General features: G+C 58.2%; 19 protein-coding genes, 3 tRNA genes and 1 pseudogene. 6 read left to right on the plus strand and 17 right to left on the minus strand.

Annotated elements, in window-relative coordinates; all coding sequences use genetic code 11:
- Nucleotides 1–60: 60 nt before the first annotated feature.
- The 11 genes from FE240_RS08875 to FE240_RS08925 all read right to left on the minus strand — a co-directional run bounded on the left by FE240_RS08875 (nt 61) and on the right by FE240_RS08925 (nt 9,788).
- Nucleotides 61–146, minus strand: a tRNA-Leu gene (locus FE240_RS08875).
- 44 nt (nt 147–190) lie between these two features.
- A tRNA-Cys gene (locus FE240_RS08880) sits at nt 191–264 on the minus strand.
- 18 nt (nt 265–282) lie between these two features.
- A tRNA-Gly gene (locus FE240_RS08885) sits at nt 283–358 on the minus strand.
- A gap of 179 nt (nt 359–537) precedes the next feature.
- Entirely contained in the window at nt 538–1,092 is a 555-nt protein-coding gene (gene pgsA, locus FE240_RS08890; RefSeq protein ID WP_193004226.1) for a CDP-diacylglycerol--glycerol-3-phosphate 3-phosphatidyltransferase, read from the minus strand.
- A 126-nt stretch (nt 1,093–1,218) separates the two neighbouring features.
- Nucleotides 1,219–3,066 carry an excinuclease ABC subunit UvrC gene (gene uvrC, locus FE240_RS08895; RefSeq protein WP_193004228.1) on the minus strand — a complete coding sequence of 616 codons (1,848 nt, stop codon included), beginning with the start codon at nt 3,064–3,066 and terminating at the stop codon, nt 1,219–1,221.
- A gap of 70 nt (nt 3,067–3,136) precedes the next feature.
- Nucleotides 3,137–3,781: a UvrY/SirA/GacA family response regulator transcription factor gene (uvrY, locus tag FE240_RS08900; protein ID WP_193004230.1), complete on the minus strand. Its 645-nt coding sequence runs from the start codon at nt 3,779–3,781 to the stop codon at nt 3,137–3,139.
- 204 nt (nt 3,782–3,985) lie between these two features.
- Complete coding sequence (gene kdsB / locus FE240_RS08905; protein ID WP_193004232.1) at nt 3,986–4,735, minus strand: 3-deoxy-manno-octulosonate cytidylyltransferase; 750 nt, start codon at nt 4,733–4,735, stop codon at nt 3,986–3,988.
- Nucleotides 4,732–4,920: a Trm112 family protein gene (locus FE240_RS08910; RefSeq protein WP_042045257.1), complete on the minus strand. Its 189-nt coding sequence runs from the start codon at nt 4,918–4,920 to the stop codon at nt 4,732–4,734. Before FE240_RS08910 ends, kdsB begins: the two co-directional genes overlap by 4 nt.
- A gap of 4 nt (nt 4,921–4,924) precedes the next feature.
- A complete protein-coding gene (gene lpxK, locus FE240_RS08915; protein ID WP_193004234.1) occupies nt 4,925–5,890 on the minus strand; it encodes a tetraacyldisaccharide 4'-kinase in 966 nt (321 codons plus the stop codon).
- Nucleotides 5,890–7,644 carry a lipid A ABC transporter ATP-binding protein/permease MsbA gene (gene msbA / locus FE240_RS08920; RefSeq protein ID WP_193004236.1) on the minus strand — a complete coding sequence of 585 codons (1,755 nt, stop codon included), beginning with the start codon at nt 7,642–7,644 and terminating at the stop codon, nt 5,890–5,892. The genes lpxK and msbA overlap by 1 nt, the downstream gene beginning before the upstream one ends.
- Before the next feature lie 32 nt (nt 7,645–7,676).
- Nucleotides 7,677–9,788 (minus strand): DNA internalization-related competence protein ComEC/Rec2, encoded by a 2,112-nt coding sequence (locus tag FE240_RS08925; RefSeq protein WP_193004238.1) that lies wholly within the window; start codon nt 9,786–9,788, stop codon nt 7,677–7,679.
- Nucleotides 9,789–9,894: 106 nt separating this feature from the next.
- Here FE240_RS08925 and FE240_RS08930 point away from each other — a divergent pair, with 106 nt between their 5' ends.
- Both FE240_RS08930 and FE240_RS08935 read left to right on the plus strand, forming a co-directional pair.
- Complete coding sequence (locus FE240_RS08930) at nt 9,895–10,377, plus strand: DUF2062 domain-containing protein (protein WP_193004240.1); 483 nt, start codon at nt 9,895–9,897, stop codon at nt 10,375–10,377.
- 61 nt (nt 10,378–10,438) lie between these two features.
- Entirely contained in the window at nt 10,439–10,936 is a 498-nt protein-coding gene (locus tag FE240_RS08935; RefSeq protein WP_193004242.1) for a DUF2062 domain-containing protein, read from the plus strand.
- 40 nt (nt 10,937–10,976) lie between these two features.
- Here the strand turns inward: FE240_RS08935 and sstT are convergent, their stop codons facing one another.
- The 3 genes from sstT to sixA all read right to left on the minus strand — a co-directional run bounded on the left by sstT (nt 10,977) and on the right by sixA (nt 13,439).
- Nucleotides 10,977–12,230 carry a serine/threonine transporter SstT gene (sstT, locus tag FE240_RS08940; RefSeq protein ID WP_193004244.1) on the minus strand — a complete coding sequence of 418 codons (1,254 nt, stop codon included), beginning with the start codon at nt 12,228–12,230 and terminating at the stop codon, nt 10,977–10,979.
- 411 nt (nt 12,231–12,641) lie between these two features.
- Nucleotides 12,642–12,848, minus strand: coding sequence for a DUF1107 domain-containing protein (locus FE240_RS08945; protein WP_042045265.1), 207 nt, complete (start codon nt 12,846–12,848; stop codon nt 12,642–12,644).
- A gap of 126 nt (nt 12,849–12,974) precedes the next feature.
- Nucleotides 12,975–13,439, minus strand: a complete 465-nt coding sequence (gene sixA / locus FE240_RS08950; protein WP_193004246.1) for a phosphohistidine phosphatase SixA — start codon at nt 13,437–13,439, stop codon at nt 12,975–12,977.
- Between the two features lie 159 nt (nt 13,440–13,598).
- Here sixA and FE240_RS08955 point away from each other — a divergent pair, with 159 nt between their 5' ends.
- On the plus strand, nt 13,599–16,376 hold the full coding sequence (locus tag FE240_RS08955; RefSeq protein WP_193004248.1) for an insulinase family protein: 2,778 nt from the start codon (nt 13,599–13,601) through the stop codon (nt 16,374–16,376).
- A 300-nt stretch (nt 16,377–16,676) separates the two neighbouring features.
- On the opposite strand, the gene FE240_RS08960 is transcribed toward FE240_RS08955, so the two are convergent.
- Entirely contained in the window at nt 16,677–17,321 is a 645-nt protein-coding gene (locus FE240_RS08960; RefSeq protein WP_193004250.1) for a thiopurine S-methyltransferase, read from the minus strand.
- A gap of 80 nt (nt 17,322–17,401) precedes the next feature.
- On the opposite strand from FE240_RS08960, the pseudogene FE240_RS08965 reads away from it, so the two are divergent.
- The 3 genes and pseudogenes from FE240_RS08965 to FE240_RS08975 form a co-directional block, all read left to right on the plus strand.
- Nucleotides 17,402–17,533, plus strand: a pseudogene (locus FE240_RS08965) (methylated-DNA--[protein]-cysteine S-methyltransferase); the annotation flags it as partial.
- Between the two features lie 856 nt (nt 17,534–18,389).
- Nucleotides 18,390–19,205 carry a sulfonamide-resistant dihydropteroate synthase Sul2 gene (gene sul2 / locus FE240_RS08970; RefSeq protein WP_001043260.1) on the plus strand — a complete coding sequence of 272 codons (816 nt, stop codon included), beginning with the start codon at nt 18,390–18,392 and terminating at the stop codon, nt 19,203–19,205.
- An 86-nt stretch (nt 19,206–19,291) separates the two neighbouring features.
- Nucleotides 19,292–19,594 carry a phosphoglucosamine mutase gene (locus tag FE240_RS08975; RefSeq protein WP_000251875.1) on the plus strand — a complete coding sequence of 101 codons (303 nt, stop codon included), beginning with the start codon at nt 19,292–19,294 and terminating at the stop codon, nt 19,592–19,594.
- A gap of 175 nt (nt 19,595–19,769) precedes the next feature.
- On the opposite strand, the gene FE240_RS08985 is transcribed toward FE240_RS08975, so the two are convergent.
- A complete protein-coding gene (locus FE240_RS08985; protein WP_001120888.1) occupies nt 19,770–21,263 on the minus strand; it encodes an IS91-like element ISCR2 family transposase in 1,494 nt (497 codons plus the stop codon).
- Between the two features lie 282 nt (nt 21,264–21,545).
- Entirely contained in the window at nt 21,546–26,897 is a 5,352-nt protein-coding gene (locus FE240_RS08990; protein ID WP_193004252.1) for a DUF4011 domain-containing protein, read from the minus strand.
- Between the last annotated feature and the right edge of the window lie 102 nt (nt 26,898–26,999).

Below are 26,999 nucleotides of genomic sequence, written 5' to 3' on the forward strand. Positions count from 1 at the left end.
CGCAGAGCCTTACGCTATGCGGGTTTGGGATACCGTATGATACGATATGATATGAAAAAGTGGTGCCCGGAGCGGGAATCGAACCCGCACAACCAAAGGTCGAGGGATTTTAAATCCCTTGTGTCTACCGATTTCACCATCCGGGCAGTGACTGATTGCAACAGGGCCCGCTCTGCGGGCCCTGAGAATGTGGAGGCGCGTTCCGGAGTCGAACCGGACTAAACGGATTTGCAATCCGCTACATAACCGCTTTGTTAACGCGCCATGCTCTCAACGAGAGATTGGAGCGGGAAACGAGACTCGAACTCGCGACCCCGACCTTGGCAAGGTCGTGCTCTACCAACTGAGCTATTCCCGCCTGTCTTCGGCTTTCGCCCTGACTGTGACGCAGCATTCTATCGGCTTGCCGCACTGAGTCAACCCAAAAAAGTTAATTGACTGATCGTTCGAGCATTTTTTGCCCCAAAAGAAGCGCCAAGGGCGCAAAAACAGAAGACCCGGCCAAGCCGGGTCATTCCGTTCACCCTCTTTGCTCACTCAGAAGCGAGAGTGGTAGCTGAGATCGGCCCAGGCCGCCTTCAAATACTGGAACATGGACCAGAAGGTCAGCACGGTCGCCACATACAGCAGCAGATAAGCCAACCAGATCATCCAGATGTCGTACTGCCAGATGAGCCCGGTCAGTGAAACCATCTGGATGGTGGTCTTCCATTTACCAATCCAGCCAACCGCCACCGAGGAGCGCTTGCCAATCTCCGCCATCCATTCACGCAGGGCCGAAATCAGGATCTCGCGGCCAATCATGGTCAGCGCGGGAATGGTCACCCAGACCGTGTTGTAGTGCTCGACAATGACCACCAGCGCGGCCGCCACCATGATCTTGTCGGCAACCGGATCGAGAAAAGCCCCGAAAGCCGTGGACTGGTTTAGTTTGCGGGCCAGATAGCCATCAAACCAGTCGGTTACCGCCGCCAAAATGAACACCACGGCAGCCGCCATATAAGACCAGTGATACGGCAGATAGAACAGAACGACGAAGAAGGGGATCAACAAGATCCGAAAGTAGGTCAGCAGGTTGGGGATATTGGTCATTATTGTCAGCCACTTCAGCAGAGAGCGAGGGCGATGGGCGGCAATGCCGCAGCGCCGGGGATCCGAGCAGGCTCGGAAATGCGCCCGAAGGCAGCCCGGTCATTATGGCATTGCCACCCGCCTGCGTCACCCGTTTGCGCCGTGAAACGCGGCATGGATCGCTTCGGCCATGGCCAGGCTGATCCCCGGCACCTTGGCCAGCTCCTCGACCCCGGCACGTTTAACCTCTTGCAGCCCCCCTAGGTACTTGAGCAGCGCCTGTCGCCGCTTGGGCCCCACACCGGGGATCTCTTCAAGCGAGCTGGTGACCCGCGCCTTGGCGCGCCGCGCCCTGTGCCCCGTGATGGCAAAGCGGTGCGACTCGTCGCGGATATGCTGGATGAGATGCAGCGCCGGCATATCGGTCGGCAGGTTCATCTCTTCGTGGCTCTCGCCGATGATGAGGGTCTCTAGGCCCGCCTTACGGGTGACCCCCTTGGCCACCCCGATCAGCAGCGGCTGCTTACCGCTGAGCTTGTCTAAGTGGCAGGCAAGGATCTCCTCGGCGCGGCGCAACTGGCCGAGGCCACCGTCGATAAAGAGGATATCGGGCACCTTGTCGGCATCTTGCTGCTTGCCAAAGCGCCGCTCCAGCGCCTGCTCCATAGCGGCATAGTCATCCCCGCCGGTGATCCCCTCGATGTTGAAACGGCGATACTCCCCGCTGATGGGCCCCTCGCGACCAAACACCACGCAGGAGGCCACGGTGCGCTCCCCCATGGTGTGGGAGATATCAAAGCACTCCATCCTCGCGATGGGGCGCTCGAGTTCGAGCAGCTCTTCGAGCTGACGCAGCCGCTCGGTCATGGTGCTCTTGTGGGCCAGCCGTGACTGCAAGGCGGTCAGCGCATTGGTGCTGGCCAGCTTGATAAAACGCGCCCGATCGGCGCGGGTGCGGCTCACCACCCGCACCTTGTAGCCGGCGCTCTGGCTCAGTGTCTCGGCGATCACCTCTTCGTCCTCAAGCGCCACATCGAGCAGCACCTCGCTGGGGATCTGCCGCCCCGACTGGCCCGAAAGATAGAACTGGAGCAGGAAAGATTGCACCACCTCTTCGAGCGGCGTATCGCTTGGCACCTTGGGAAAGTAGCTGCGCGAGCCGAGCACCTTGCCCTGACGGATGAACAAGACGTGCACGCAAGCCGTGCCCTGGCTCTGGGCCACCCCTACCACGTCGAGATCATCGAGCACGTTGCCGCTGACCGACTGCTGCTCGGTCACCCGGCGCAGCGCCTGGATCTGATCGCGAAACCGGGCCGCCTCCTCAAAGCGCAGCTCTAGGCTGGCGCTCTCCATCTGCTCCACCAGCCGACCGATCACCTCCTGATCCTTGCCCACCAGAAACAGCCGGGCCAGATCGACTTGGCGTGCATACTCCTCGTCGCTCACCAGCCCCGCCACGCAGGGGCCAGCGCAGCGCCCCAACTGATACATGAGGCAGGGGCGTGAGCGGTTGGCATAGACGGCGTCTTCACACTGGCGCACTGGGAAGATCTTCTGCATCAGGTGCAGGCTCTCGCGCACCGCCCCCCCCGAGGGGTATGGGCCGAAATACTCCCCTTTGATTTTGCGCGCCCCCCGGTGCACGCCGATCCGCGGGTGGCGCTCATCGGTGATGATGATCCAGGGATAAGACTTGTCGTCGCGCAGCAGCACGTTGTAGCGCGGTTGGTACTGCTTGATGAGGTTGTGCTCGAGGATCAGCGCCTCGGTCTCGGTGTGGGTCACCGTCACCTGAATGTCCGCGATCTGGCTGACCAGGGCGCGGGTCTTGGCGCTGTCGACCTGCTTGCGAAAATAGGAGGAGAGGCGTTTTTTGAGATCCTTGGCCTTGCCCACATAGATAACGGTGCCGCCCGCATCATACATGCGGTAAACACCGCTCTGGTGGGTCACGACCTTGAGAAAGGCCTTGCTGTCAAACTGCTCGCTCATGGTGCTCCATCAAGGGAAAAGGCGGCCATGGCCGCCTTCCTTATGCTGTTTACTGCGTGGCCACTGCCGCTCAGAGGGTATCGGCATCCAGCATGCCATAACGGATGGCGAGGTGGGTCAACTCCACATCCCCGTTGATGCCGAGCTTGCTAAAGAGCCGATATCGGTAGCTGTTGACCGTCTTCGGGCTCAGGTTGAGCTGCTCGGAGATCTCGTTCACCTTCTGCCCCTTGGTGATCATCATCATGATTTGCAGCTCGCGCTCGGAGAGGGACTTGAAGGGGTTCTCGTCATGGGAGGCAAACTGACTCAATGCCATCTGCTGGGCAATCTCCGGGGAGATGTAACGCTGGCCCGAGTGCACCAGGCGAATGGCCTGGATCATCTCCTCAGGGGCGGCGCCCTTGGTGAGGTAACCGGCGGCGCCGGCCTGCATCACCTTGGTCGGGAACGGGTTTTCTGAATGGATGGTGAGCACTATGATGCGCACATCCGGGCAAATTCGCAGGATCTTGCGGGTGGCTTCCAGTCCGCCGATGCCAGGCATGTTCATGTCCATCAGAATCACATCCGGATGATTCTGGCGGCAGTAGGTCACGGCCAGCTCACCGCTTTGCGCCTCACCCACTACCTTGATCCCGCGGACATCCTCCAGGATGCGTCTTATCCCGGTACGCACCAGCTCATGATCATCGACCAGAAATACATTTATCACCCGGATTACCCCATCTTTTTATATTTTTATTGCCCAGCGGGCATACCACACTTGTCTTGCATCATAACGAAACTGATGCGTTTGGCAAACACCGGCTTTCAGGGTGCGCTAAGATCCGACACGTCCCAACAAATCAGATAATTAGCGTCAAAAAGCCACGTCAGACATGCATAAAAAAACAGCGCCTTTGGCGCCGTTTTTACCTCATTTAGCGAGCAGTGCCCGCACCTTTTCAAGATCCGCCTGAGTATCAACCCCAACCGGCGGGGCCTCCAGCGCCTCGGCCACATGGATCTTCTCCCCGTACCAGAGCACCCGCAACTGTTCGAGGGCCTCTATCTGTTCAAGCTGGCTCGGCGCCCACTGCACATAGCGCTCGATAAAGCCAGCGCGATAGGCATAGATGCCGATGTGGCGCTGGAACCAGGGGCCAATCACTTCATGGCTCGCTGCAAAGCGATCCCGCTCCCAAGGGATGGGGGCGCGGCTGAAGTAGAGGGCATAGCCATCCTTATCGGTCACCACCTTCACCGCGTTGGGATTGAAGGCCTCGGCCGCATCGTGAATGGGTACGCTCAGGGTTGCCATCGGAGCATCGGCCGCCGCCAGATTGTCGGCCACCTGGCGGATGATGGCGGGCGGGATCAGCGGCTCGTCCCCCTGCACGTTGACGATGATGGTGTCGGCGGCAAAACCGCACAGACGGCACACTTCGGCCAACCGCTCGGTGCCGGACTGGTGATCGGCCGAGGTCATGCACACCTCGACGCCGCTACCGGCTAACGCCGCCTGCACCCGCGCGTCATCGGTGGCGACGATCACCCGCTCCGCCCCCGACTGCATGGCCTTTTCCACCACGTGCTGCACCATGGGCTTGCCGTGGATGTCGGCCAGCGGCTTGCCCGGCAAGCGGGTCGAGGCATAACGGGCCGGGATGATGACAACGAAACTCATGGGTTCAGCTCTTCCAGCGGCAGGTGGCGGGCGCGGTTTTCCAAGAGCACCGGGATCCCCTCCTCCAGCGGATAGGCGAGGCGATCGAACCGGCACACCAGCTCCTGCTTGCTCTTGTCATAGTTCAGCTTGCCCTTGCAGACCGGGCAGGCAACGATATCCAGCAGTTTCGGATCGAGAGCCACTGTGTCACTCCTTTAGGGATGTCATGAGGGTGCCGAGCAGCCCTTCGGGCAGGTCGGCACGCACGGGAATATACCACCAATTCGGCCGGGCAAAGGCGCGGCACTTCACCGCATCCTTCTCGGTCATCAGCAGTGGCCGCTCGTTAAAGCGGGCCACCAGCTCAGCCTCGTCAAAGCCGTGGTGATCGGGGTAACCCTGCGCCTGCACTAGGTCGTAACCCAGCTCGCGCAAGGTGGTAAAGAAGCGGGGCGGATGGCCAATCCCCGCCAGGGCATCGACGCGCGGGCCGAGCGGCCCTGTTGGGGGCGCGTCATCCAGCACCCGGCGCGGGGCATCGGGCACCAAGCGCATGGCCCACTCCCCCGGCTGCGGCTCGCCGCCGTTGCAGATGATGGCGTCAACCGATGCTAGCCGTGATAGCGGTTCGCGCAGCGGCCCCATTGGCAGCAGGCACCCATTGCCAAAGCGGCGCACCCCATCCACCACCACGATTTCAACGTCGCGGGCCAGCCCATAGTGTTGCAGGCCGTCGTCGGTGACGATGATGTCTACCTCACCGCTTTGCTCGAGCAGGCGCACCGCCTCGGCCCGCTTGGGGGAGACCGCCACCGGGCAGCCACAGCGGCGATGAATGAGCACCGGCTCATCCCCCGCCTCGGCGGTGCCGGTGTCACCGGTCAGTCGCAGCGGATAGCCGGCAGCCTTGCCGCCGTAACCGCGGCTCACCACACCGGGACGAAAACCGTGGGCACGCAAGGACTCCACCAGCCAGATCACCACAGGGGTCTTGCCATTACCGCCCACCGAGAGGTTACCCACCACGATGACCGGCAGCGTTGAGCGATAGGCCTGACACCACCCCAGGCGATAAGCCGCGCGGCGGGCCCCCGAGACGGCGGCAAACAGCCCCGCCAATGGCAACAGCCCCCAGCGAAGGGGGCTCTTGTCATACCAAAGGGAGGCCATCATCAGCCCTTTTCACCAAACTGGATGGCCCGCAGCTGGGCATACGTGCCTTGGCGCGCCATCAGCTCGGCGTGGTTGCCACGCTCGACGATGCGCCCCTCGTCGATCACCAGGATCTCGTCAGCCTTCTCGATGGTGGAGAGGCGGTGGGCGATGACCAAGGAGGTACGCTGTTTGCTGAGCTCATCGATGGCCGCCTGGATGTGGCGCTCCGACTCGGTATCGAGCGCCGAGGTGGCCTCGTCGAGCAGCAGCACAGGAGCATCGCGCAGCAAGGCGCGGGCAATCGCCAGACGCTGGCGCTGGCCGCCGGAGAGGGAGGCCCCGTTCTCGCCGACCACGGTGTCGTAACCCTGGGGCATCTTGCTCACGAATTCGTCGGCGTGGGCGGTGCGGGCCGCCTCGATGATCTGCTCGCGGCTGTAGCGCTCCTCGGCGGCATAGGCGATGTTGCTCGCCACGGTGTCGTTAAACAGGTGTACCTGCTGGGAGACCAGAGCAAACTGCTTGCGCAGCTCGCTCAGGCGGTAATCGCGGATGTTGACCCCATCGAGCAGGATCTCCCCCTCATCGATGTCATAAAAGCGGGTAATAAGGCTGGCGATGGTGCTCTTACCCGAGCCAGAACGCCCCACCAGGGCCACCGACTTGCCCGCCTCCACCTTGAAGCTGACGTCGCGTAGCGCCGGGCTCTCTTTGGTCGGATAGGTGAAGGTGACGTTACGAAACTCAATCTCGCCGCGAGCGCGCTCTAGGGTGCGGGTGCCGCTGTCCTGCTCCGGCTCGGTATCGAGCAGGCCGAACAGGCTCTGGCAGGCGGTGATGGCGCGCTGGAACTGGTTGTTGACGTCGGTCAGGCTTTTGAGCGGTTTGAGCAGCATCATCATCGAGGTGATCATGACGGTGAAAGTACCGGCGGTCAGCTCGCCGCGCACGCTGTCGATGGTCGCGACATAGAGGAAGACCGCCAGGGCAACCGAGGCCACCATCTGCACCACAGGGCTGCCGATGGCATCGGCGGCGACCATCTTCATGGTCTGCTGGCGCATGTTGTTGCTGACATCGAAAAAGCGCTTCTCTTCGACCTTCTGGCCCCCGAACATCAGCACCTCTTTATGACCCTTGAGCATCTGCTCGGTCGAGGTGGTGATGCTGCCTACCGCATGCTGCAACTGGCGGCTGATCTTGCGAAAACGGCGGCTGATAATGCCGATGATCACGCCAACGACAGGGCCGACGATCAGGAAGATGACCGACAGCTGCCAAGAGTGGTAGAACATCAATCCCAGCAGGCCGATGACGGTTGCCCCCTCGCGCACCAGGGTCACCAGGGTGTTGCTGGCTGCGTTGGAAACCTGGCTTGCGTCATAGGTCACCTTGGAGAGCAGATGACCGGTGTTTTGCCGATCGAAAAAGCTCAGCGGCATGATCACCATGTGGTTGAACACCTGCTGTTGCAGACGCATCACCACGTGGTTGCCGACCCAGGCCATGCAGTAGTTGGAGAGAAAGTTCGCCACCCCGCGCACCGCCACTATGCCCAGCACAAAGAAGGGCATCCACTTGAGCACGGTCGGATCGTTGCCATTGATCCCCTTGTCGATCAGCGGCTTGATGGAATAGACGAAGGTGGTGTCAACGGCGGCGTAGCCGAGCATGCCGATGATGCCGCCGATAAGTCCGAGCTTGCGATCGCGAACATAGCCGAGCAGGCGCTTGAAGATAGGCCAACTAGCCTGGTTGCTGGTTTCTTGCATGAAAGAAGCTGCTTGTGATTTGAAATGACAGGCTATTCTAGCCAAAGCGCCGGTTTCCACCAAGCTCCACTGCGTCGGTACCAAGGCCCATGTTCACGCTCGACCCGAATATCGAGCCCCTTATCCCCTGCCGTCAGTCGCACCTCTCCCACCACACCGGTCACCCACTGCCTGGCTCCTGCCGCCTCAACGCGGGCCACCACTTCGGGGCGCGGAAAACGCCAGCGGTTCTGAAAGCCGGCGCTGTGGATCACCAGATCCGGCGATACCGCCGTCACAAACGCAGGGGTCGAAGAGGTGCGGCTGCCATGGTGGGCCGAGACCAGCACAGTGCTCGCCAATCCCGCCCCATGCCGGCGCACCAGTTCGCGCTCGGCCGGCGCCTCGATATCCCCCGGTAGCAGCAGGCTCCACCCTGCTCCGGCAAGGCGCAGCACGCAGCTGTTGTTGTTGCGCGCCGAAGGGCCACGCCATCCCCCCTGCGGCGGCCAGAGCACTGCCACCTCCACCCCGCTCCAGCGCCACGTTTGACCTGCCATGCAGGGGTGGGTCAAGGGGCCAAACGGATGAGAGGAGAGTTCACGGCGCACCGGCAATGCGGTCAGCAACGCCGCTCGATTACCGGCGTGATCCCGGTCTTTGTGGCTCACGATAAGGGTATCGATGATCCGCACCCCGCGCTGGCGCAGTCTGGGCAGCACGACGGCATCGGCCATGTTATACCCGCCGGGGTAACGGTCACCGGTGTCGAAGATCATGGCTCGCTCGCCTTTGCTGATCACCACAGAGAGCCCCTGCCCCACATCGAGCACACTGATCTCGACCCGCTCAGGGGATGGCCAAAGGGCAAGCCCCATCAGCCCCACCGAGGGCAACAGCAACCAGCGCCCGCCAGGTAATCGCCAGGCGGTGAAGGCCAGCAGCAGGGGAATGCAGAGCAATGCCCCCTCGGCAGGTAGCGGCCACCAGAGTCTGGCCCCCGCATCGAGCCAGGCCAGCAGTTGCATCACATGACCCAGCAGAGCATCGGCCAGCCAGAACAGCAGCCCCGCCCCACCAAGCGGAGCAAGCAGGCCCGCCACCAAGCCGCAGGGGATGATGATCAGCGCAAACAAGGGGAGCAGCAGCAGGTTGAGCAGCAGCGCCAGCGGCGCTACCCCTTCAAACAGCATGAGCTGAAGCGGCAGCAATCCGAGCATCATGAGCCACTGGATGCGCCACAAGTTGGGGCGCCCCCAAATCAAACCGGCCACCAGCAGCAGTGCCACCGCCAGAAACGAGAGCCAGAAACCGGCGGACCAGAGCGCCCATGGGTCCCACAGCACCAAGGCGGCAAAGGCCCACAACCAGATCCGCCACCCCGGCCAATCGCGCCTGAGCTGGCGCAGCAGGCTCCACAGCAGCACCATGATGAGCGCCCGCTCGGTAGCGATGGCAATATGCTGGCCCGAGATGGCTATCACATGGGTCAACCCGGCACCACGCAGCAGATCCCACTGCTCGCGGCTGATCCCCCCTTGCTCACCAAACACCAGCGCCCGTAGCAGCGGCGCCGTCGCCAGCCCTTGCCACGCCCGCTCTGCCGCCTCCAACCAGCGATCGCGCCAGTGGCTGGGGGCCGGGGTCACCGCCATCACGGCGCGCAAGGAGCCAGTGGCCAAGATCCCCTTGCCAAGCAGGCTACGCCGCCCATCCCAGCCGGCCTGATTGGCCAGGCCATGGGCAGGCTTAAGGGCGACGCTCAGGATAAGATGGCTGCCGGTGGGCCACTCGGGCAGTGGCCGGTATGCCGATATCTGGATCAGTGGTGCAGGCCAGCGTTGCTGCGTTCCTAGCCGGTCCAGGCGCAGCAGCAGGCGGGTAAAATCAGGCTCGGCGCGCTCCTGGCGTAGCAACGTCCCTTCGATCGTCACGGCGTGGCCTGCGGGCAGTTCATCAAGCCAGCCGAGACGCAGCAACAACGATCCCTGCATCCAGAGCAGACCGAGACACAGGGCCGCCACACCGCCGCGCCAGCGCCCGGACATCGTCAGCAGAGCGAGCAACATCACTAGGGGCAGCAGCGCCCATGGCCAGGCCGGCAGGCGGGGCCAGAGTAGGGCCGAGCTGGCGGCCAGACAGAAACAGAGCAGGCGAGCATCCATGCCGCCAGTGTGGCGCCGCTTCGGCCATCACACCCTGTGCAAACCCGCAGGTATTGGCGAAGAGGCCGCCCGACGCTAGACTGGCCCCTTCTTAGGGGAGAAAGCGATGTTCAAACAGGTTCGGATCACCCGTGAATCCTTGCGCCAACAGAAGTGGTTCAGTCTGTTTGGCGATCGCCTGCTGGCGCCTCGCCTGTGGCAAAAGACGCCGGTGGCACTCAGTGGCGCCGTGGCAGCGGGGATCTTTGCCTCCTGGATCCCGCTGCCGATGCACAGCCTGATCGCCGTGGCCATCGCCCTCTGGCTTGGCTTCAATCTTCCCCTCACACTGGTGGCGGTCTGGTTCAACAACCCAGCCACCCTGCCATTGATGTACCTGGCCGCCTACGAAACCGGCTGTAAGTTGCTGGGGATCACCCCCCAGCATTTTCAACTGGAGTGGAGCCTGCGCTGGTTCGAACTGGAAGCCGAGCGTCTGCTTCCCCCTTTCCTGCTCGGCTCGCTGCTGCTCGGCCTGCTCTGCGCCCTGCTCGCCTACCTGTTGACCCGCCTCTTGCTGACGTTGTGGCAACACTGGCTGCGGCGCTGACGTTGCCGTGCGGGCATGCGGCGGTTAGACTGCGCCTCCCCTATGTTCTGTGAGCCTCGCCATGACACTTCTTGCCAGGTTACAGCGCCGGCTGCCCAGTGCCGAGGCGCTGCGCACTCACCCAAGGCTGCAACGCTTCGGCCAGCATCTGGACTGCCCCCAGCTCTGGCAGTTGGATCGCCGCAGTGCCACCCGAGCCTGCGTCGTCGGCCTCTTTTGCGCCTGGTTGCCACTGCCCTGCCAGATGCTGCTGGCCACCCTGGGCGCCATCGTACTGCGCGCTCACCTGCCACTGACCCTAGGGCTGGTCTGGCTCAATAACCCCTTCACCATGCTGCCGATGTTCTATGGCGCCTATCGCGTGGGAGCCTGGCTGCTCCCGGGTGAGCCGGCCCCCTTCTCCTTTGCTCTGAGCTGGGAGTGGCTGGCCCAATCACTCGGTAGTGTCGGCCCCGGACTGCTGCTCGGCTGCCTGCTTCTCGGTGGCGTGTCTGCCCTGCTCGGGGCGGCATTGGTCGCCTGGTGCTGGCCCGCAGCCAAACCGGCAGAACACCAATAAAAAACGCCCTCCGAGGAGGGCGTTTTTTCATTGTGTTTGATCAAACCTGGCTCGGCTCGCGCGCCGCGGCCTCACAGAGGCTCTCATCTTCCGCCATACAGGCCGCCGCCGTGAACAGCACGTCGGTGGAGCTGTTGAGCGCCGTCTCGGCAGAGTCTTGCAGTACGCCGATGATGAAGCCCACCGCCACCACCTGCATGGCGATGTCGTTACTGATACCGAACAGGCTGCACGCCAGCGGGATCAGCAGCAGCGAGCCACCCGCCACACCGGAGGCGCCACAAGCGCTGATGGTGGCCACCACGGAGAGCAGGATGGCCGTGCCCAGATCGACACTCATGCCCAAGGTATGCACTGCCGCCAAGCTCAGTACCGTGATGGTGATGGCCGCACCGGCCATGTTGATGGTGGCCCCCAGCGGGATGGAGACCGCATAGGTATCTTCCGGCAGACGCAGCTTCTCACACAGGGCCATGTTGACCGGGATATTGGCTGCCGAACTGCGGGTGAAGAAAGCCGTGATGCCGCTCTCTTTCAGGCAGGTCAACACCAGCGGATAGGGGTTGCGCTTTATCTTCCAAAAGACGATCAGCGGGTTGACCACCAAGGCGATGAACAACATGCAGCCAAGCAGCACGGCCAGCAGTTTGGCATAGCCGAGCAGGGCATCAAAGCCGCTTTCGGCCAGGGTGGATGCGACCAATCCCAGAATACCGAGCGGGGCGCAGCGGATGACCGCTTTCACGATCCAGGTGACGCCATGGGAGAGATCGGTGATGACCGCCTTGGTGCTGGCGCTGGCGTGACGCAGGGCAATCCCCAGTGCGATGGCCCACGCCAGAATACCGATGTAATTGGCGTCAATCAGCGCCTTCACCGGGTTAGTCACCACATTGAACAGCAGGGTTTGCAGCACCTCGGTGATCCCGCCCGGTGGCGTCAGCTCGGCCGAACTGGCCGAGAGGTGAAGCTCAGTGGGGAACAAAAAGCTGGCCGCTACCGCCACGGCGGCGGCCGAGAAAGTGCCGAGCAGATAGAGCAGAAGAATGGGCTTCATGTTGGTCTTCTGGCCCTGTTTATGGCCGACGACCGCCGCCATAACCAATACAAAGACCAGTACCGGCGCCACCGCCTTGAGCCCGCCGACAAACAGCGAACCGAGCAGGCCGACTGACTTAGCTGTCTCGGGGGAGAGCAAGGCCAGTAGGACACCAAGGATCAGGCCAACCAGGATCTGGCTGACGAGGCTGGTACTATTGAGCAGTCTCACGAGAGGGTGTTGTTGTTTCGTCATCTGAATCGTATCCCTGAGTGCCCGATGGCTGCGTCCGTTGCTGTGGCTCAGGCATTGCACGGCAAATCGACGCAAGGCAGCGATCCCGCCACCCATACACCCTCTAGGCACCGTTTTATAATGGAGTTTCGCCGGCCTGAGCAGTTCGGATACTCCCATCAATTACGGCGAATTTCCATCACAAACACTGCGACCAGAAAAACTTTTAGCACGAATGCACGCGCAGATCACAAATCGCCATCATTTCGTTTACATAAGCCAGCAAGGGCCATGGATCTCACCCATGTACACGCCAAGAGATACGACCACTTTTGCGCAAATAAGCAGCAATAAATGGCGTGATGATGGAAAAGGAGGATAAAGAAAAGGCGGGCCCTGACAGGCCCGCCTTTTCACTCGAGAACGCAGTGGTTATGCCGCTTCATCATGCAGGCGATCAATCAACTCGTTGACCTCCTGCACCGTGCTGCGATGGGGTTCGTCCGGCTGGCGTGGCATGATGAGGTGTCCCCCTTCAAAATCGAAGCGCCCCTTGCCATGCACATAAATTCGCCCCTTGAAAAAGGTTTTGACGTGCTTGGCAATCATCAGCGGAAGATACTTCTTGAACACACGCATGTTATACCCCTCGACAGTTACCCCATCCAACCACAGCGTCTGCGAAAAAGTGCTAATAAAGAGAAATTTTATTCTTCTATTACCTATTTATACTATACGCCCGGCCAAATGTTAACAGTTTGTTTCTTATCGGATGGTGTGAGGCCCCTCTAACCAGCTCAGCTGGCCCTTGCCGTCCTGATAATCGATACAAGCCAGCCCGGAGGTGGCAAACAAGGGGGCATCGTGGCCAGGGCAGAGCTGATGCACCAAATACCCCACCAACGGCAGGTGGCTCACCACCAGCAGGTTCTCCCCCTGGCTGGCCAGCGCTTCAAGATAAGCCGCCACAGAATCCGGATCCCCATAGGGGGTGATCTCGGGGCTCTCTTCAACATGGGTGGGAACAGGCAACTCCTTGCATATGGCCTGCCAGGTCTGACGAGCCCTCAGGTAGGGGCTGTGGATGACCCGATCGAGCGTCTCGAGTTGGGGGGAAAGCCAACGCGCCATCATGACCGATTCGTGGATCCCCTGTTCGGTCAGGGGGCGCTGCTCGTCACTCTTGGCGTTCATGCCAGCCTGGCCATGACGCATGATATAGATCTTCATCACTACCTCGCCCTTATCGGGCCTCCTCAATGAGCCGGGAATTTTACTCCGGCTATCTGGGTGAAACAATCGTACAGCTCTCAGAAAAGAATTTGCCTAGGAGCCCCCGTGGGTCAATAATTGTCTTTACTTGACAATAACTTGCGTAATGAGCACAGCATGATCCCGCACCTCAGTCCGAATGATCACCGACGCTACCAGGCACTGCGACTCGATAACGGGCTGCGGCTGCTGCTCATCGAAGATCCCGACGCCGACAAATCTGCCGCCTCGCTGGCCGTCAACACCGGCCATTTTGATGATCCCGCCGATCGCCAAGGCATGGCTCACTTTCTTGAGCATATGTTGTTCCTTGGCACCTGTACCTATCCCAAACCAGGCGAGTACCAGCAGTTCATCACCCGCCATGGGGGCAGTAACAACGCCTGGACCGGCACCGAGTTCACCAACTTCTTTCTCGAGATCGACCGCGACTATTTTGAGCCGGCACTGCACCGTTTCTCCCAGTTCTTCATCTGCCCAACCTTTGATGCCGCCTTGGTCGATAAGGAGCGCAGCGCCGTCGATTCGGAGTACAAGCTCAAGCTGCAAGATGATGTGCGGCGCAGTTATCAGGTGCACAAAGAGACGGTCAACCCGCTCCACCCCTTCGCCAAGTTCTCGGTGGGCAATCTGGAGACCCTGTCCGATCGCCCCGGCCGGGATCTGCGCCAGGAACTCATTGCCTTTTATGAACAGCACTACAGTGCCGACAGGATGGCACTGGTACTGCTCTCATCGGCCAGCCTTGCCCAGATGCAGGCGTGGGCAGAACGCTATTTTGCTCCCATCGTGAATCGCAATTTGGGCGCTCCCCAGTTGGTCGTGCCGCTTTATCGCCCCGAAGATCTCGGCATTCGCGTCGACATCCGCCCGGTTAAGGAGAGCCGTCGCCTCTCGGTGGTGTTCCCGCTGCCCTCGGTTGATCACCTCTACCGGCAAAAACCGCTCACCTTCTTAAGCCACCTCATCGGTCACGAAGGGGATGGCAGCCTGCTGGCGCTGCTCAAGCACCTGGGCTGGTGCAACCAACTCTCGGCAGGCAGTGGCATCAGCGGCAGCAACTTCAAGGATTTCTGTGTCACCATGGCGCTCACTCCGGCCGGCCTTGGGCATGTCGACGACATCGTCGCCTTGCTGTTTGGTTATCTACGCCTCATTCGTGAGCAGGGCATTGAGCCATGGCGTTACGACGAGAAGCGCTGGGTGCTCGAATCGGCGTTTCGCTTCCAAGAGCGCGGCCGCCCCATCGACACCGTTTCGGGGTTGGTGATGAACCTGTTCATGTACGAGCCGCAGGATCTGCTCTATGGCGACTACATGATGAACGGCCTCGAGCCTGAGTCGCTGCTGTCGCTGATGGACCGTTTCACGCCGGACAACCTGAGGCTGCTGGTCACCGCCCCCGAGGTGAGCACCGATCGCCACGCCCAGTGGTACCAGACCCCCTATGCGGTGCATCGCCTCACGGCCGAGCAGCGCCAACGCTGGCGCGATGCCCTTGCGGATGCGGCGCTGCGGCTGCCTTCCCCTAACCCTTTCATCTGCCAGCGCCTCAGTGCCCGCCAGCCCGAGCTGGCCGCCTCGGTGCCGAGCCCCCTCATCGAGCGGCCCGGTTTTCGTCTCTGGCACCTGCATGACCCTCAGTTCAACGTGCCTAAGGGCAATCTCTACATCGCCATCGACAGCGAGCATGCGGTCAGAAGCCCGCGCCACATCGCCATGGCGCGCCTGGTCGTCGAGCTGCTCACCGATCACCTCAACCCCCTCACCTACCAGGCCGAGCTGGCGGGCCTCTCCTATCAGATCTATGCCCACCAGGGGGGCTTCTCCATCGCCATTCAAGGCTTCTCGGAGCATCAGCTGCGCCTGCTCGACACCATCTTGGCTAATCGCACCCTGGGCTACCCCGATCCGGCGCGCTTTGCCGAGATCAAAGAGGCGATGATCCGCAACTGGGAAAACCAGGCCCATGCCCGCCCCATCTCCCAGCTGTTTAACCAGCTCACCAGTTTGCTGCAACCCAATAACCCCCCCTTCGAGCAGCTGCTACCACACCTGCAAGCCACCGAGTTGGGCGACATGCCCGAGTTCGTCGCCAGCCTGTTTCAGGAGATCCACGTCGAGTGTCTGGTGCATGGGGACTGGCTCGAGAGCGAGGCGCTTGAGCTGGCCGCCCTGCTTGAGCGCCACCTCGCTCCCTACAGCCGGCCCAGTCGCGAGACCCGCCGCCGGCTGGTCGACATTCGTGGCCGCGGCACGCTGATCCGCGAACACGGTTGCCAGCACGATGACTCGGCCCTGCTGGTCTACTATCAATCCCCCGTGGTGCGGGCCCGCGACATCGCCTGCTTCACCTTGGCCAACCACATCATGTCATCGACCTTCTTCCACGAGCTGCGCACCCGCCAGCAACTGGGTTACGTGGTGGGCTCGGGCAACCTCCCCCTCAACCGCCACCCCGGCCTCATCTTCTATATCCAGTCGCCAGTAGCAGGCCCGCAGATCCTGCTCGATGCCATCGAAGAGTTCATCGATCTCTTCCCGCTGGCCATGCTTGAGCTGACCGAAGAGCAGTGGCAGGCCAGCAAGGCGGGGTTGCAGGCCCAACTCTCGGAGCGCGACACCAACCTGCGCACCCGCGGCCAGCGGCTGTGGGTCAGTATCGGTAACAAGGATCTCGGCTTTGATCAGCGCGAGCGGGTGCACGACGAAGTGGGTAAGCTCACCCGGGCCGATCTCATCCGCTTTATCACCCGCCTGCGCTCGCGCACCTCGGATCGATTGATCCTCTGTAGCTATGGCCAAGGCCATCAGCATGACGAGCGCATCAGCGGCCAGCTCATCGACGACACCCGCGAGTTTCGCCTGAGCGCGCGCAAGTTCTACAACCTCTAGCCGCAGATCGCCGCATGCACGCAAAAAGCCCCGCTCTGGCGGGGCTTTTCTATCCAACCTGGGGCGCAGTGATGAGACACCGTGGCGAGAAAAAGAGAAAAGAAAAGCCGACCCTGGGGTCGGCTGGAAATACCACATCAAACACGGCTTGAGCCGTAAAGTGAACATGAGCGTGAAAATCAGACACCGATCGATAACCCGAGCAACCCCGGCACCGACAGTGATTGAGAAACGCATTCATAGTAGGGACAAGCCGCGCGGGGGGCGTTGATCTGTATCAAAGGTGGTAGAAAGAGCGCCTTAGCGACGCACCAATCGATAGCACACCTCATCAAAATAGGAGAGCTGGCCGCTCACCACTTTGGGATGATCCGCCTCGCTCTGGCGCCCCAGCACCTCGACCGTGAAGTGGGGCTCAAACAGACGGCGCACCTCCAGCTCACACACCGAGAAGGGGGGCTGCTGCTGCGGATCGGGCTGGTATTCGATGGTCACCAGCAAGATCTGTCCCCCCTGCTCCACCATGGTGGCCAACTGCTCGGCGTAACGGGCCCGCATCTCGGCCGGCAACGCGATGAGCGAGGCACGGTCATACACCAAGCGGTAGCGTCGGCCGAGCTGGCGGGCTGCAAAGAAATCGCCAAGATAGAGGCGAACCCGCTCATGGGCAAAGCGCTGGTAGGGCCCCTCCGGCGCCTCTTGCGGCGCCCATGCCTGCTCGGCGAAAAACTGCTGCACCGCTAAGGGTGAGAGTTCAAAACCGTGCACCTCATGCCCCTGCTCGGCCAGCCACACCATGTCACGCGACTTGCCACACAGGGGCACCAGCACCGGCTCATCCATGGCCTGCGCGGCCCACCACTCCTGTAACCAGCGATTGAAGTCGCTCTGATGGAACCCGATGCGGTTCTCTTCCCAACGTTGATGCCAGAAGGCGGCGTCCATATGTCTCTCCCAAGGTATATATGGGATGCCACTATGCCCAAAGGGCTTGGGCAGACGCAAGGGGGCAGACTATTTTCATCGCCACCCGCGCCGTGGGACTGGCCGTCGGCGCCAACCCCATCGCCTTGATGATCCCCTGCCACAGAGTCATCCAACAAAACGGCAAGCTCAGCGGCTATCACGGGGGAGAGACCCGTAAGCAGGCTGTATAGATCTAGTTATCACCTGTCACCTCTCAGTAGGCTGTTGAACAGCCAATTCGAGGACGGTGGTACAGCGGAGCTGTGGGCATCCTATGCCCTGTGGTTCCTTCGGCCCGTTGATACAACAAGATCATCCACAAAGAAGACTGCTGCCGGGAAAAAGCCCTCTTAAGTAGCGCCGTGCTTGAGCCAGCAAGAAATCACTCGTCCACTAACTGCGTGGCGGCAAGTGCTCCTGGATCTGAAGCTCTTTCCACAGACCCGGGTCGGACATCAGCAGACTTGTGATGAAATCATCCTCTGGTTCCACCTTCACGAGCTATCCAGCAACGCCATCGCAAAGCACCAATGCAACGCGTTCTTGCAACTCCGTTGACGCGCAACCTATCGACTCAGAAACTCGCCACGACAACATGGGCAACACGGCCTTCACCCCCTGCGTTCGAGGTCAAATTGATCCGCAAACGATTGGAAAAAGAAAAGGCGCCCCAAGGGCGCCTTTTTGATAGTTTTGTATTTTCGGCGGGAAGAGGCGTTAGCCGCTTATTCCCACGCCTTTTATTCCCACTCTATTGTAAACAAGACATTTTTATCTTTTATATTCAATGGCTTATTTTCCTGCTAATTGGTAATACCATGAAAAATACCATGCTCAGAAAAGGCTTAACAATATTTTGAAAAATTGCCTACTGAGCGCTGCCGCACAGCTCCATAGGCCGCTTTCCTGGCTTTGCTTCCAGATGTATGCTCTTCTGCTCCTGCAGCTAATGGATCACCGCAAACAGGTTACTCGCCTGGGGATTCCCTTTCGACCCGAGCATCCGTATGATACTCATGCTCGATTATTATTATTATAGAAGCCCCCATGAATAAATCGCTCATCATTTTCGGCATCGTCAACATAACCTCGGACAGTTTCTCCGATGGAGGCCGGTATCTGGCGCCAGACGCAGCCATTGCGCAGGCGCGTAAGCTGATGGCCGAGGGGGCAGATGTGATCGACCTCGGTCCGGCATCCAGCAATCCCGACGCCGCGCCTGTTTCGTCCGACACAGAAATCGCGCGTATCGCGCCGGTGCTGGACGCGCTCAAGGCAGATGGCATTCCCGTCTCGCTCGACAGTTATCAACCCGCGACGCAAGCCTATGCCTTGTCGCGTGGTGTGGCCTATCTCAATGATATTCGCGGTTTTCCAGACGCTGCGTTCTATCCGCAATTGGCGAAATCATCTGCCAAACTCGTCGTTATGCATTCGGTGCAAGACGGGCAGGCAGATCGGCGCGAGGCACCCGCTGGCGACATCATGGATCACATTGCGGCGTTCTTTGACGCGCGCATCGCGGCGCTGACGGGTGCCGGTATCAAACGCAACCGCCTTGTCCTTGATCCCGGCATGGGGTTTTTTCTGGGGGCTGCTCCCGAAACCTCGCTCTCGGTGCTGGCGCGGTTCGATGAATTGCGGCTGCGCTTCGATTTGCCGGTGCTTCTGTCTGTTTCGCGCAAATCCTTTCTGCGCGCGCTCACAGGCCGTGGTCCGGGGGATGTCGGGGCCGCGACACTCGCTGCAGAGCTTGCCGCCGCCGCAGGTGGAGCTGACTTCATCCGCACACACGAGCCGCGCCCCTTGCGCGACGGGCTGGCGGTATTGGCGGCGCTGAAAGAAACCGCAAGAATTCGTTAACTGCACATTCGGGATATTTCTCTATATTCGCGGTTCAGCAGGCATGTCCCCTTTGAGGGCGACCCGACGACAGGATAATCGACCTTATGGTGCGCAAATATTTCGGCACAGACGGTATTCGTGGCAAAGCCAACGAAGGCGCGATGACGGCGGAAACCGCCTTGCGCGTCGGCATGGCGGCTGGCCGTGTCTTTCGTCGCGGTGACCACCGCCATCGTGTCGTGATCGGCAAGGATACGCGCCTGTCGGGCTATATGCTTGAACCCGCGCTCACAGCCGGTTTCACCTCGATGGGCATGGACGTATTCCTTTTTGGCCCGCTGCCGACAACGTATAGGAAGAATAAACGCCCTTTTCACCCAAGTCCAACAGCTTTGGACCGCAGTTGACTCTTTCGACACCCCTGCGATGCAACCCAATCCGGCTGACGGGGAGCCAGCAACGCTGAAAATTTACCCTCCTCTTTCCCACTAGCGGCTCCTTTTCCGACAACCAGCACGGCGGATCCCTGCCGCGGCGCTGTGAACGCAGCATTTTGATTGGTATCGTTGGCCTTCAGGCTCGTCAGTCAAACAGACCCAGGAGCAGCTCAGCCGGTGGCGCCCGGCTTTCGGGTAACGCCCTGGTCCCGCTGGTTTCGGCTTTGTGCTTCAGGTGATCAAGGATCTGCTTGATCACTATAGGGTCTTCAATGCAGGCGATGACTTTCATGGCGCCGCCGCAGCCGCTGCAGGTCTCGATGTCGATATTGAAAACACGCTTGAGCCGTTGCGCCCATGTCATCGACGCTCGCCGTTGTGCTGGTGTTGCCGGTTCATCAGCCACCCTGACCTTGTTGCCCCTGCCCCGTTTTGCCGGCGTGACCAACGCCCGGTGCCGACTGTTGGGTGCGAACACCCCGTGGAAGCGGGTTAGGTTGACTCTGGGCTTCGGTACCAGGGCGGCCAGCCTTGCAATGAAATCCAATGGTTCGAAAATGACGTGCGTGGTGCCGTCCCGGTACGGCGTCTTGAGCTGGTAGCGCACGTTGCCGCCTCGTGTTAACGACAGCCGCTTCTCGGATACCGCCGGGCGGCTGATGTACCGGCACAGCCGTTCGAGCTTCTTGCGTTCATCGGCCCTGGCCGCCACGCCGGCGTGCAGGCTGGACCCGGCTACCTTGCCAATCCCGTCACCGAACGGATCACCACTGGTCGGCAGAGTTTGCAAAGTGAACACCTTTCGCCCCGCCTGTGAACCGACAGCGATACGGTAAGTGATCGAGTGCCCCAGCAGGGGTGTCATCGGGTCGTCATCCACCGCATCCGAGGCCAGATAGCTGTTTTCGACATCCCGTTCCAGCAGGCCTTGCCGTTCCAGATAGCGACCCACCCGGTGGGCGATGGTGTGCGTCAGCTGGGTGAGCTCTGGGCTGGTCGGCGCCTTGACCCAGCGGAAACGCGCTGAGCCGTGGGATTGCTCGACATACACACCGTCGAGAAACAGCATGTGGAAGTGAACATTCAGATTGAGCGCCGATCCAAAACGCTGGATCAGGGTGACCGCGCCCGTCTTGGCCACTTGGTGGGTATGGCCCGCTTTCTTGACCAGGTGCGTGGCAATGACGCGGTAAACGATGCCCAGCACCCACCCCATGATCTCGGGCCGGCTGGCAAACAGGAAACGCAGCTGAAACGGGAAGCTCAACACCCACTGACGCATGGGTTGTTCAGGCAGTACTTCATCAACCAGCAAGGCGGCACTTTCGGCCATCCGCCGCGCCCCACAGCTCGGGCAGAAACCGCGACGCTTACAGCTGAAAGCGACCAGGTGCTCGGCGTGGCAAGACTCGCAGCGAACCCGTAGAAAGCCATGCTCCAGCCGCCCGCATTGGAGAAATTCTTCAAATTCCCGTTGCACATAGCCCGGCAATTCCTTTCCCTGCTCTGCCATAAGCGCAGCGAATGCCGGGTAATACTCGTCAACGATCTGATAGAGAAGGGTTTGCTCGGGTCGGTGGCTCTGGTAACGACCAGTATCCCGATCCCGGCTGGCCGTCCTGGCCGCCACATGAGGCATGTTCCGCGTCCTTGCAATACTGTGTTTACATACAGTCTATCGCTTAGCGGAAAGTTCTTTTACCCTCAGCCGAAATGCCTGCCGTTGCTAGACATTGCCAGCCAGTGCCCGTCACTCCCACTCTATTGTTAATGACGAATAAAACACTTTATTATTCAATAACTTACAAACACAACCACCAGCAATGCCATTAACTATACCATGCCCTGAATAACTGGTTTTTCCGTCTCAATAGTCCTCGAAATAAACAGTCCCCAATAGATAACGCTAGCTATGCACCACTTAACCAGCAACTAATGCTTCAGTTTGGATGTCTTCATCTCTGACTTTGACCACATCCAAGCGAGCTTGCACTTCCAATTCATCTAGCCGTGCTAGCAGCGCTTTTAGGGGAAGTTCTCGATTAAACCACCAGTCAGTCGACCAAATTCGGTGAATATTCCAACCTAAACCTTCGAGCACCATCTGGCGGAGGCGGTCTCGATCTCGGGCACTTGGCGCGGAATGATAAGTGGCACCATCACATTCGACGCCCAGTAAAAATTTGCCTGGGGCATGCGGATTGACCACTGCCATGTCGATACGATAACCAGATACACCCACTTGTGGCACAACACGCCAGCCGCGGTTGCGCAAGGCTTCTATGACCTGTAATTCAAGAGGGCTGTCCGGTTCCCGACCCGTCGGGGTCGCTTGCTTAGCCAAAACTCGAGCTCCATGCAGCGCAAAATCCAGATAGGCTTTCATGTCTGCCACCCCCCTGGCGTTAGTGCGCGATAAGTCGATATCCTCTGGACGTAGGCTTGAAAAAATCTTGACCTTGTGACGGGCTCGGGTTACTGCCACGTTAAGACGACGGTGGCCACCCTCCTTGTTCATAGGGCCGAAGTTCATGCTCAACTTACCGTTTGCATCCTTAGCAAAGGTTACTGAGAACAATATGATGTCTCGCTCATCACCTTGGACATTTTCCAAGTTTTTGATGAAAAGTTCTTCTGAGCCTGCCTGCGCGATGGATTCATCCAGCTGTCGATTCGCAAGACGTCGTTGATCCAACAATTTCTCTATTAACGCCTGTTGTGTGGAGTTAAAGGTGATAACTCCGATGGAGAACTCCTTCCCCGCTCCTGAGAGGTAATGGCGCTCAATCTCATCAACTATTTTGGCGGCTTCAATCTTGTTTGTGCGGGATTTTCCGGGCTCATATATGCCCTGCGAGTCAACAAACTCCACCGAGTTATCTATTTCCACAGGACTTGGGAAGGTAACTAAATCCGAGCCGTAGTACTGGTGGTTGCTAAATGTAATCAGCCCTTCGTTGCGCGAGCGATAGTGCCAAGCCAGACGAGACAACGGCATGCCACAAGACAAGCATTCATCCAGAATTGACTCCATCTCTATAAGGTTTTCATCATCAAAGTTGCCAGAAGCATCCGAGGAACTAAAGAAGTTAGTTGGAGGCAACTGTTTGGGGTCACCTACGCAAATCAATTGGTTACCCCGCGCAATGGCGCCAACTGCATCCCATGTTGGAATCTGTGATGCCTCATCAAAAATAACTACATCAAATGTTTGCGTGCTTGTATCCAAATACTGCGCAACTGATTGAGGCGACATCAGCAGACAGGGTTTCAGGCGGGGCAAAACTACTGCGGATTTTTTAAGCACCTCGCGGATAGGTCTGTGCATCTTCTGCTTTTGCGCTTCATGACGTAAAAACCCTACTTCGCTTTTTAGATCACCAGACAATTCGGAGCCGTTCGGAATTTTGCTACGTAGCTTGGCCTGAACATACTGGATGGTGAGTTTCTGAAAGCGCTCATCCGCCTGCTGAAACTCTGCAATCTTATGGGCTTGTGATGCACCAGAGAAGTTCGCAAGCAAAGGCTCTCTATCCAAAATACGCTTCAACCACCAGCTCGCATAAGACACCACAAAATGTCCCTTTAGATCGGCAAGATCTACTAGGCCCTGCTCAACTTGATCAATCAGGCCCTGCAAGCCCAGTGACAGCGCCTTGGAACGTGAGTCGTTCCAAACACACCATGGCTGAATTTCCTGCTTGTTTGTTTGCCACTGAGCCTGCGTCGAGCGTATACGACTCAGAATCCCAATTTGGGTCGCGCCACCTAAAAATTCGTTATTGTCAGCGAGATCCTCAAGACTGTTGTAAGCCGCTGTGAATGCCGAGTAAGCGTCACGATAGGCCTGCGCTACGTTGTAAAGACGCCCGCCAGGAACGAAGGAATCACTTTGATCAGTAAGCAGAATGCGAAGCGAGTTTCTTGCTGTTTCAAGGTGTTCCATCTGTGCGTCAAAGGTTTTTTGCACGGATAATGCCAGGGCTTCCATCCAACGAAGATGAGCTGCAGCCTTATCCCAATCGGTATTCTCAGCCTTGAAAACATCACCCAAACAAGTTGCTCCAACTACTGCATTCTCGTGAAGGTACAGATCCTCTTCATTTAATTTGGCCAAATTATCAAGGAACGAATCCATCGCATCATCGGTCACCCGAGTTTTGTCTAGACTAAAAAGTCTAATTTGATTAGAGACTTTGCGCTTGGTAAACCACTTCTTGGGCCACCAATCCTGAGAAGCGCTTCGCCAATGAAGTTTCAGAGGTGCAGCTTTCAGCGTTTTTAGTTCCGAATCATAGTTATGGAAACAAGACCAAAGCGTTGTGCGAATCTGACCATGACGGATCAGTTCGCCTAGTTTCTTGCGCTCTTGCGCACTGAAAACCTGACTGGCTGACTCCATCGGCACCTGTGAAGCGTTAAGCAACGCATTTGCAAGCTCATCAATGGACTGGAGTTGATTCAAACTAGCAAGGTTAGCGTCGATTTTTACGAGTGCTGAAAAGTCCTGCAGTCGAGCCTCGAGATTACAAACTTGCTCAGCGCATTGCTTAGCCGTTTGCAAGAGATTGTCCTGCCACGAGGGAGTCCACGTTGCTTTTTTCACTTCACTGAGAGGGTGTGACGCTATTTTTGAAAGACGAGTGGCGAGTGCGGCTAAATCGCCTACGAAATCCTCCAGATTGCATTTTTCCTTGTAGTCATGCACCTCTGGGTCGGCCCAGTCGAATCGAGCTGGTTCCTTGTCGCTCGCCAACGTCCAACCCATAGCTTCGTAGACAGTCAACCCGTTTCGATGGGTCTGGTGCAGCGCTCTTACCAAAGCATTCAGTTCGTTTCTGAGCACTGCTAACCGCTCTGCCTCGCGTTCCCAGTCAGCCACGAGTTTGTTGTCGGCACAGTCGAGCACCTGAACGAATTGCTTGGAAATCTCTGATTTCTTTGCTTTGGTCGAGTGCAGTTCCAGGCAGAACTCAGCCAGCCCAATGTCGGTCAAGCGATTGTGAACCACCTCCAAGGCAGCCATTTTTTCAGCCACAAAGAGTACGGTCTTACCATTCGCAAGGAAGTGGGAGATAAGGTTGGTAATGGTTTGGGACTTGCCCGTTCCTGGAGGACCCTCCACGACCATGTTGCGGCCTTTCTCAGCAGTGCAGATCACGGCCAATTGAGACGAGTCAGCCAGCAACGGTGTATATAGCGATTGAGGTGCAAAATCGCGATCCAAATCCTCAGGTCTGACCGCTTTGGTGTCGTCCTGGAAGTTCTCGCCGTGATGGTTTACCAAATGGTCCACCACCTTATTTTTGAGCAAATCCTGCGTATTTTTGGATAGGTCCCGCCACATGAGGTACTTAGCAAAAGAGTACAGCCCAAGATAAGAATCCCCGATGACTTCAAAACCTTTCAAGTCCTCGATTTTTTTCCTTAATGTCGCAAAAATTTTGTCTACATCCACGCCGGAGTCATCAGTAGGCAGTTGTCCGTCGACATATGGCAGGGCGATATCGAATGTTATTGCCAGCTTTTGCAAAAGTGTGGGGTTAAAGATGGTCTCCTCATCCAGACGTTCTAATCGGATGCCGGAGCCTACTGCACCGCGCTTCAATTTCACAGGCACTAAAAGAATGGGTGCCTTCAAGACGGTCTCAGCCTCGGGTGTTTCTTTCCAGCATAAGGTACCCAGCGCAAGATATAGACTATTGGAGCCAGTCTCATCCAAGGCGTTTTTGGCCTCTCGGAATATGACCGTGGCGTAGTCCTGTAGTTTGTCTTTTTCTACATCAAAGCAGATCTCTTTTTTGGACAACACTGACTTGGCGTGCAGCTCAGCTGAAGTCATGCCGTGCTCAGCTTTGAATTCATCCTCACTGCGAGGATCACCCATGTCAGCCATCGAACGCTTAGCTACGAGCTTAAATTCACCGCCAGCAGCAAGTGCGTCTTCCAGATCACCAGCATCATGGATCACAACTTTCAGGAATTTTTTGCTGGGTTTGAAGTTCAGCAACCGATTACGCAGGGTCAGGTCTAGCAATTTAGATTTCCAGTTTGCCATGCGACCTTCTGGCGTGTTGTCGGTCACCACGTTTTCGGTGGTTATGACACCAGGATCTAGTGGGGGCAATACAGGAACATCTTCAATTGTCGGTCCAACAGGAGGTAGAACAATTCCAGGTTCGACGGCACCCTTACCAACTTCTGCGGCAGCGCGCATCGGACGAATGTGATTCTGGCGAGCTCTCTTGATGTCAATGGCGTATTCAAAAGTATGCTCATGGGCTCCGTCTAGGTAATGCGCTGCATCGGCAATAGCTTTTTTCATGGAAGCAGCCTGAGGAATCACGGTAGTCTCAAGCGTGAGAAACTCTCCAGAGGCAATCCGCTTTCTCACATCTTGGGCACAGTCTTCAACGGGGTTGGAAAAGTACGAATCGACCAACCAAACCCCGACCCACGCGTGACCTTCTTTGAGTAATATCACGGGGTTTAAACCCGCCTGCTCCAGACAAGCGGCTAGGAGTACGCTGGAGTCCAGACAAGTCATCATCTTGCCATCAAGGATCTGGGCGGTTGTGCGAATCTTCTGCCCAGTTCGTTCAAAAGAAGCAGGCGGCGGGGCATATTGAAAACCCATATTTGCCAACGTCTGGTAAATTGCATTTACCTGTTTCCAGACATACTCGCGGTTCTTGCTCTGATATCCATTCATGCTCAATCCTGCCGATGACTTGAGCAAAGATGAGGCGGAGGACAGAATGCGATCGACTTCTATGGGGGTGGGTTGAACATGCGCCGCCAAGAGTTCAGGTAAACCAAGAGTGGCCCCCCACTCGTTGCGCGCCAATACGCGGATTGGCTCGTGGTGCACCAAGGACTCTTCGCCTTCTTTGGCTACTGTAATTATGATGTCACCAGACTCGGCCTCATCTAAATCAAACAGATAATCGTGTTTTAACGAGAGATTTAGTTGAACTGAATTGAAGGTTCGAGATTCTGCAGCACCGAAGGTATCAAAGGTAAATCGCTTGGACTCGAAAAATGCAGGATTGGCGCTGATCTGCAAATCCACCAGTTTGAACGGCTGATCGGTCTTGTTGCGAATAATCAGGCGTTGAACCAGCGGAATGTTATTTTGGGCGGCGGCGTAATTCATTATTTTAGCCGACTCGATTGACACATCAAAGGCATCACGAAATGAAGTAACTGAGGGCGGGTCCTCCAAACTCATTACATTATCTTCATCGTAGAGATTCTCGGATGTATCACTCATGTACTAATTCCTTATATTGAATCAAGATTATCGGCTGTATCACCCGTTCTTCTTTCGCATAACGCCCCATCATAAAGAGAACGACTGATCGATATACCCTTC

Source organism: Aeromonas simiae (genome assembly GCF_014892695.1).
Taxonomy (GTDB): domain Bacteria; phylum Pseudomonadota; class Gammaproteobacteria; order Enterobacterales; family Aeromonadaceae; genus Aeromonas; species Aeromonas simiae.

What these genes read in the sequence shown, in the direction of transcription:
- FE240_RS08930 (WP_193004240.1), top strand. Translation starts at nt 9,895, where the DNA reads ATGTTCAAACAGGTTCGGATCACCCGTGAATCCTTGCGCCAACAGAAG.
- sul2 (WP_001043260.1), top strand. Translation starts at nt 18,390, where the DNA reads ATGAATAAATCGCTCATCATTTTCGGCATCGTCAACATAACCTCGGAC.
- pgsA (WP_193004226.1), bottom strand. Translation starts at nt 1,092, where the DNA reads ATGACCAATATCCCCAACCTGCTGACCTACTTTCGGATCTTGTTGATC.
- FE240_RS08925 (WP_193004238.1), bottom strand. Translation starts at nt 9,788, where the DNA reads ATGGATGCTCGCCTGCTCTGTTTCTGTCTGGCCGCCAGCTCGGCCCTA.
- FE240_RS08975 (WP_000251875.1), top strand. Translation starts at nt 19,292, where the DNA reads ATGGTGCGCAAATATTTCGGCACAGACGGTATTCGTGGCAAAGCCAAC.
- sixA (WP_193004246.1), bottom strand. Translation starts at nt 13,439, where the DNA reads ATGAAGATCTATATCATGCGTCATGGCCAGGCTGGCATGAACGCCAAG.
- uvrC (WP_193004228.1), bottom strand. Translation starts at nt 3,066, where the DNA reads ATGAGCGAGCAGTTTGACAGCAAGGCCTTTCTCAAGGTCGTGACCCAC.
- FE240_RS08955 (WP_193004248.1), top strand. Translation starts at nt 13,599, where the DNA reads ATGATCCCGCACCTCAGTCCGAATGATCACCGACGCTACCAGGCACTG.
- msbA (WP_193004236.1), bottom strand. Translation starts at nt 7,644, where the DNA reads ATGCAAGAAACCAGCAACCAGGCTAGTTGGCCTATCTTCAAGCGCCTG.
- FE240_RS08945 (WP_042045265.1), bottom strand. Translation starts at nt 12,848, where the DNA reads ATGCGTGTGTTCAAGAAGTATCTTCCGCTGATGATTGCCAAGCACGTC.
- FE240_RS08985 (WP_001120888.1), bottom strand. Translation starts at nt 21,263, where the DNA reads ATGCCTCATGTGGCGGCCAGGACGGCCAGCCGGGATCGGGATACTGGT.
- FE240_RS08935 (WP_193004242.1), top strand. Translation starts at nt 10,439, where the DNA reads ATGACACTTCTTGCCAGGTTACAGCGCCGGCTGCCCAGTGCCGAGGCG.
- FE240_RS08990 (WP_193004252.1), bottom strand. Translation starts at nt 26,897, where the DNA reads ATGAGTGATACATCCGAGAATCTCTACGATGAAGATAATGTAATGAGT.
- sstT (WP_193004244.1), bottom strand. Translation starts at nt 12,230, where the DNA reads ATGACGAAACAACAACACCCTCTCGTGAGACTGCTCAATAGTACCAGC.
- kdsB (WP_193004232.1), bottom strand. Translation starts at nt 4,735, where the DNA reads ATGAGTTTCGTTGTCATCATCCCGGCCCGTTATGCCTCGACCCGCTTG.
- FE240_RS08960 (WP_193004250.1), bottom strand. Translation starts at nt 17,321, where the DNA reads ATGGACGCCGCCTTCTGGCATCAACGTTGGGAAGAGAACCGCATCGGG.
- lpxK (WP_193004234.1), bottom strand. Translation starts at nt 5,890, where the DNA reads ATGATGGCCTCCCTTTGGTATGACAAGAGCCCCCTTCGCTGGGGGCTG.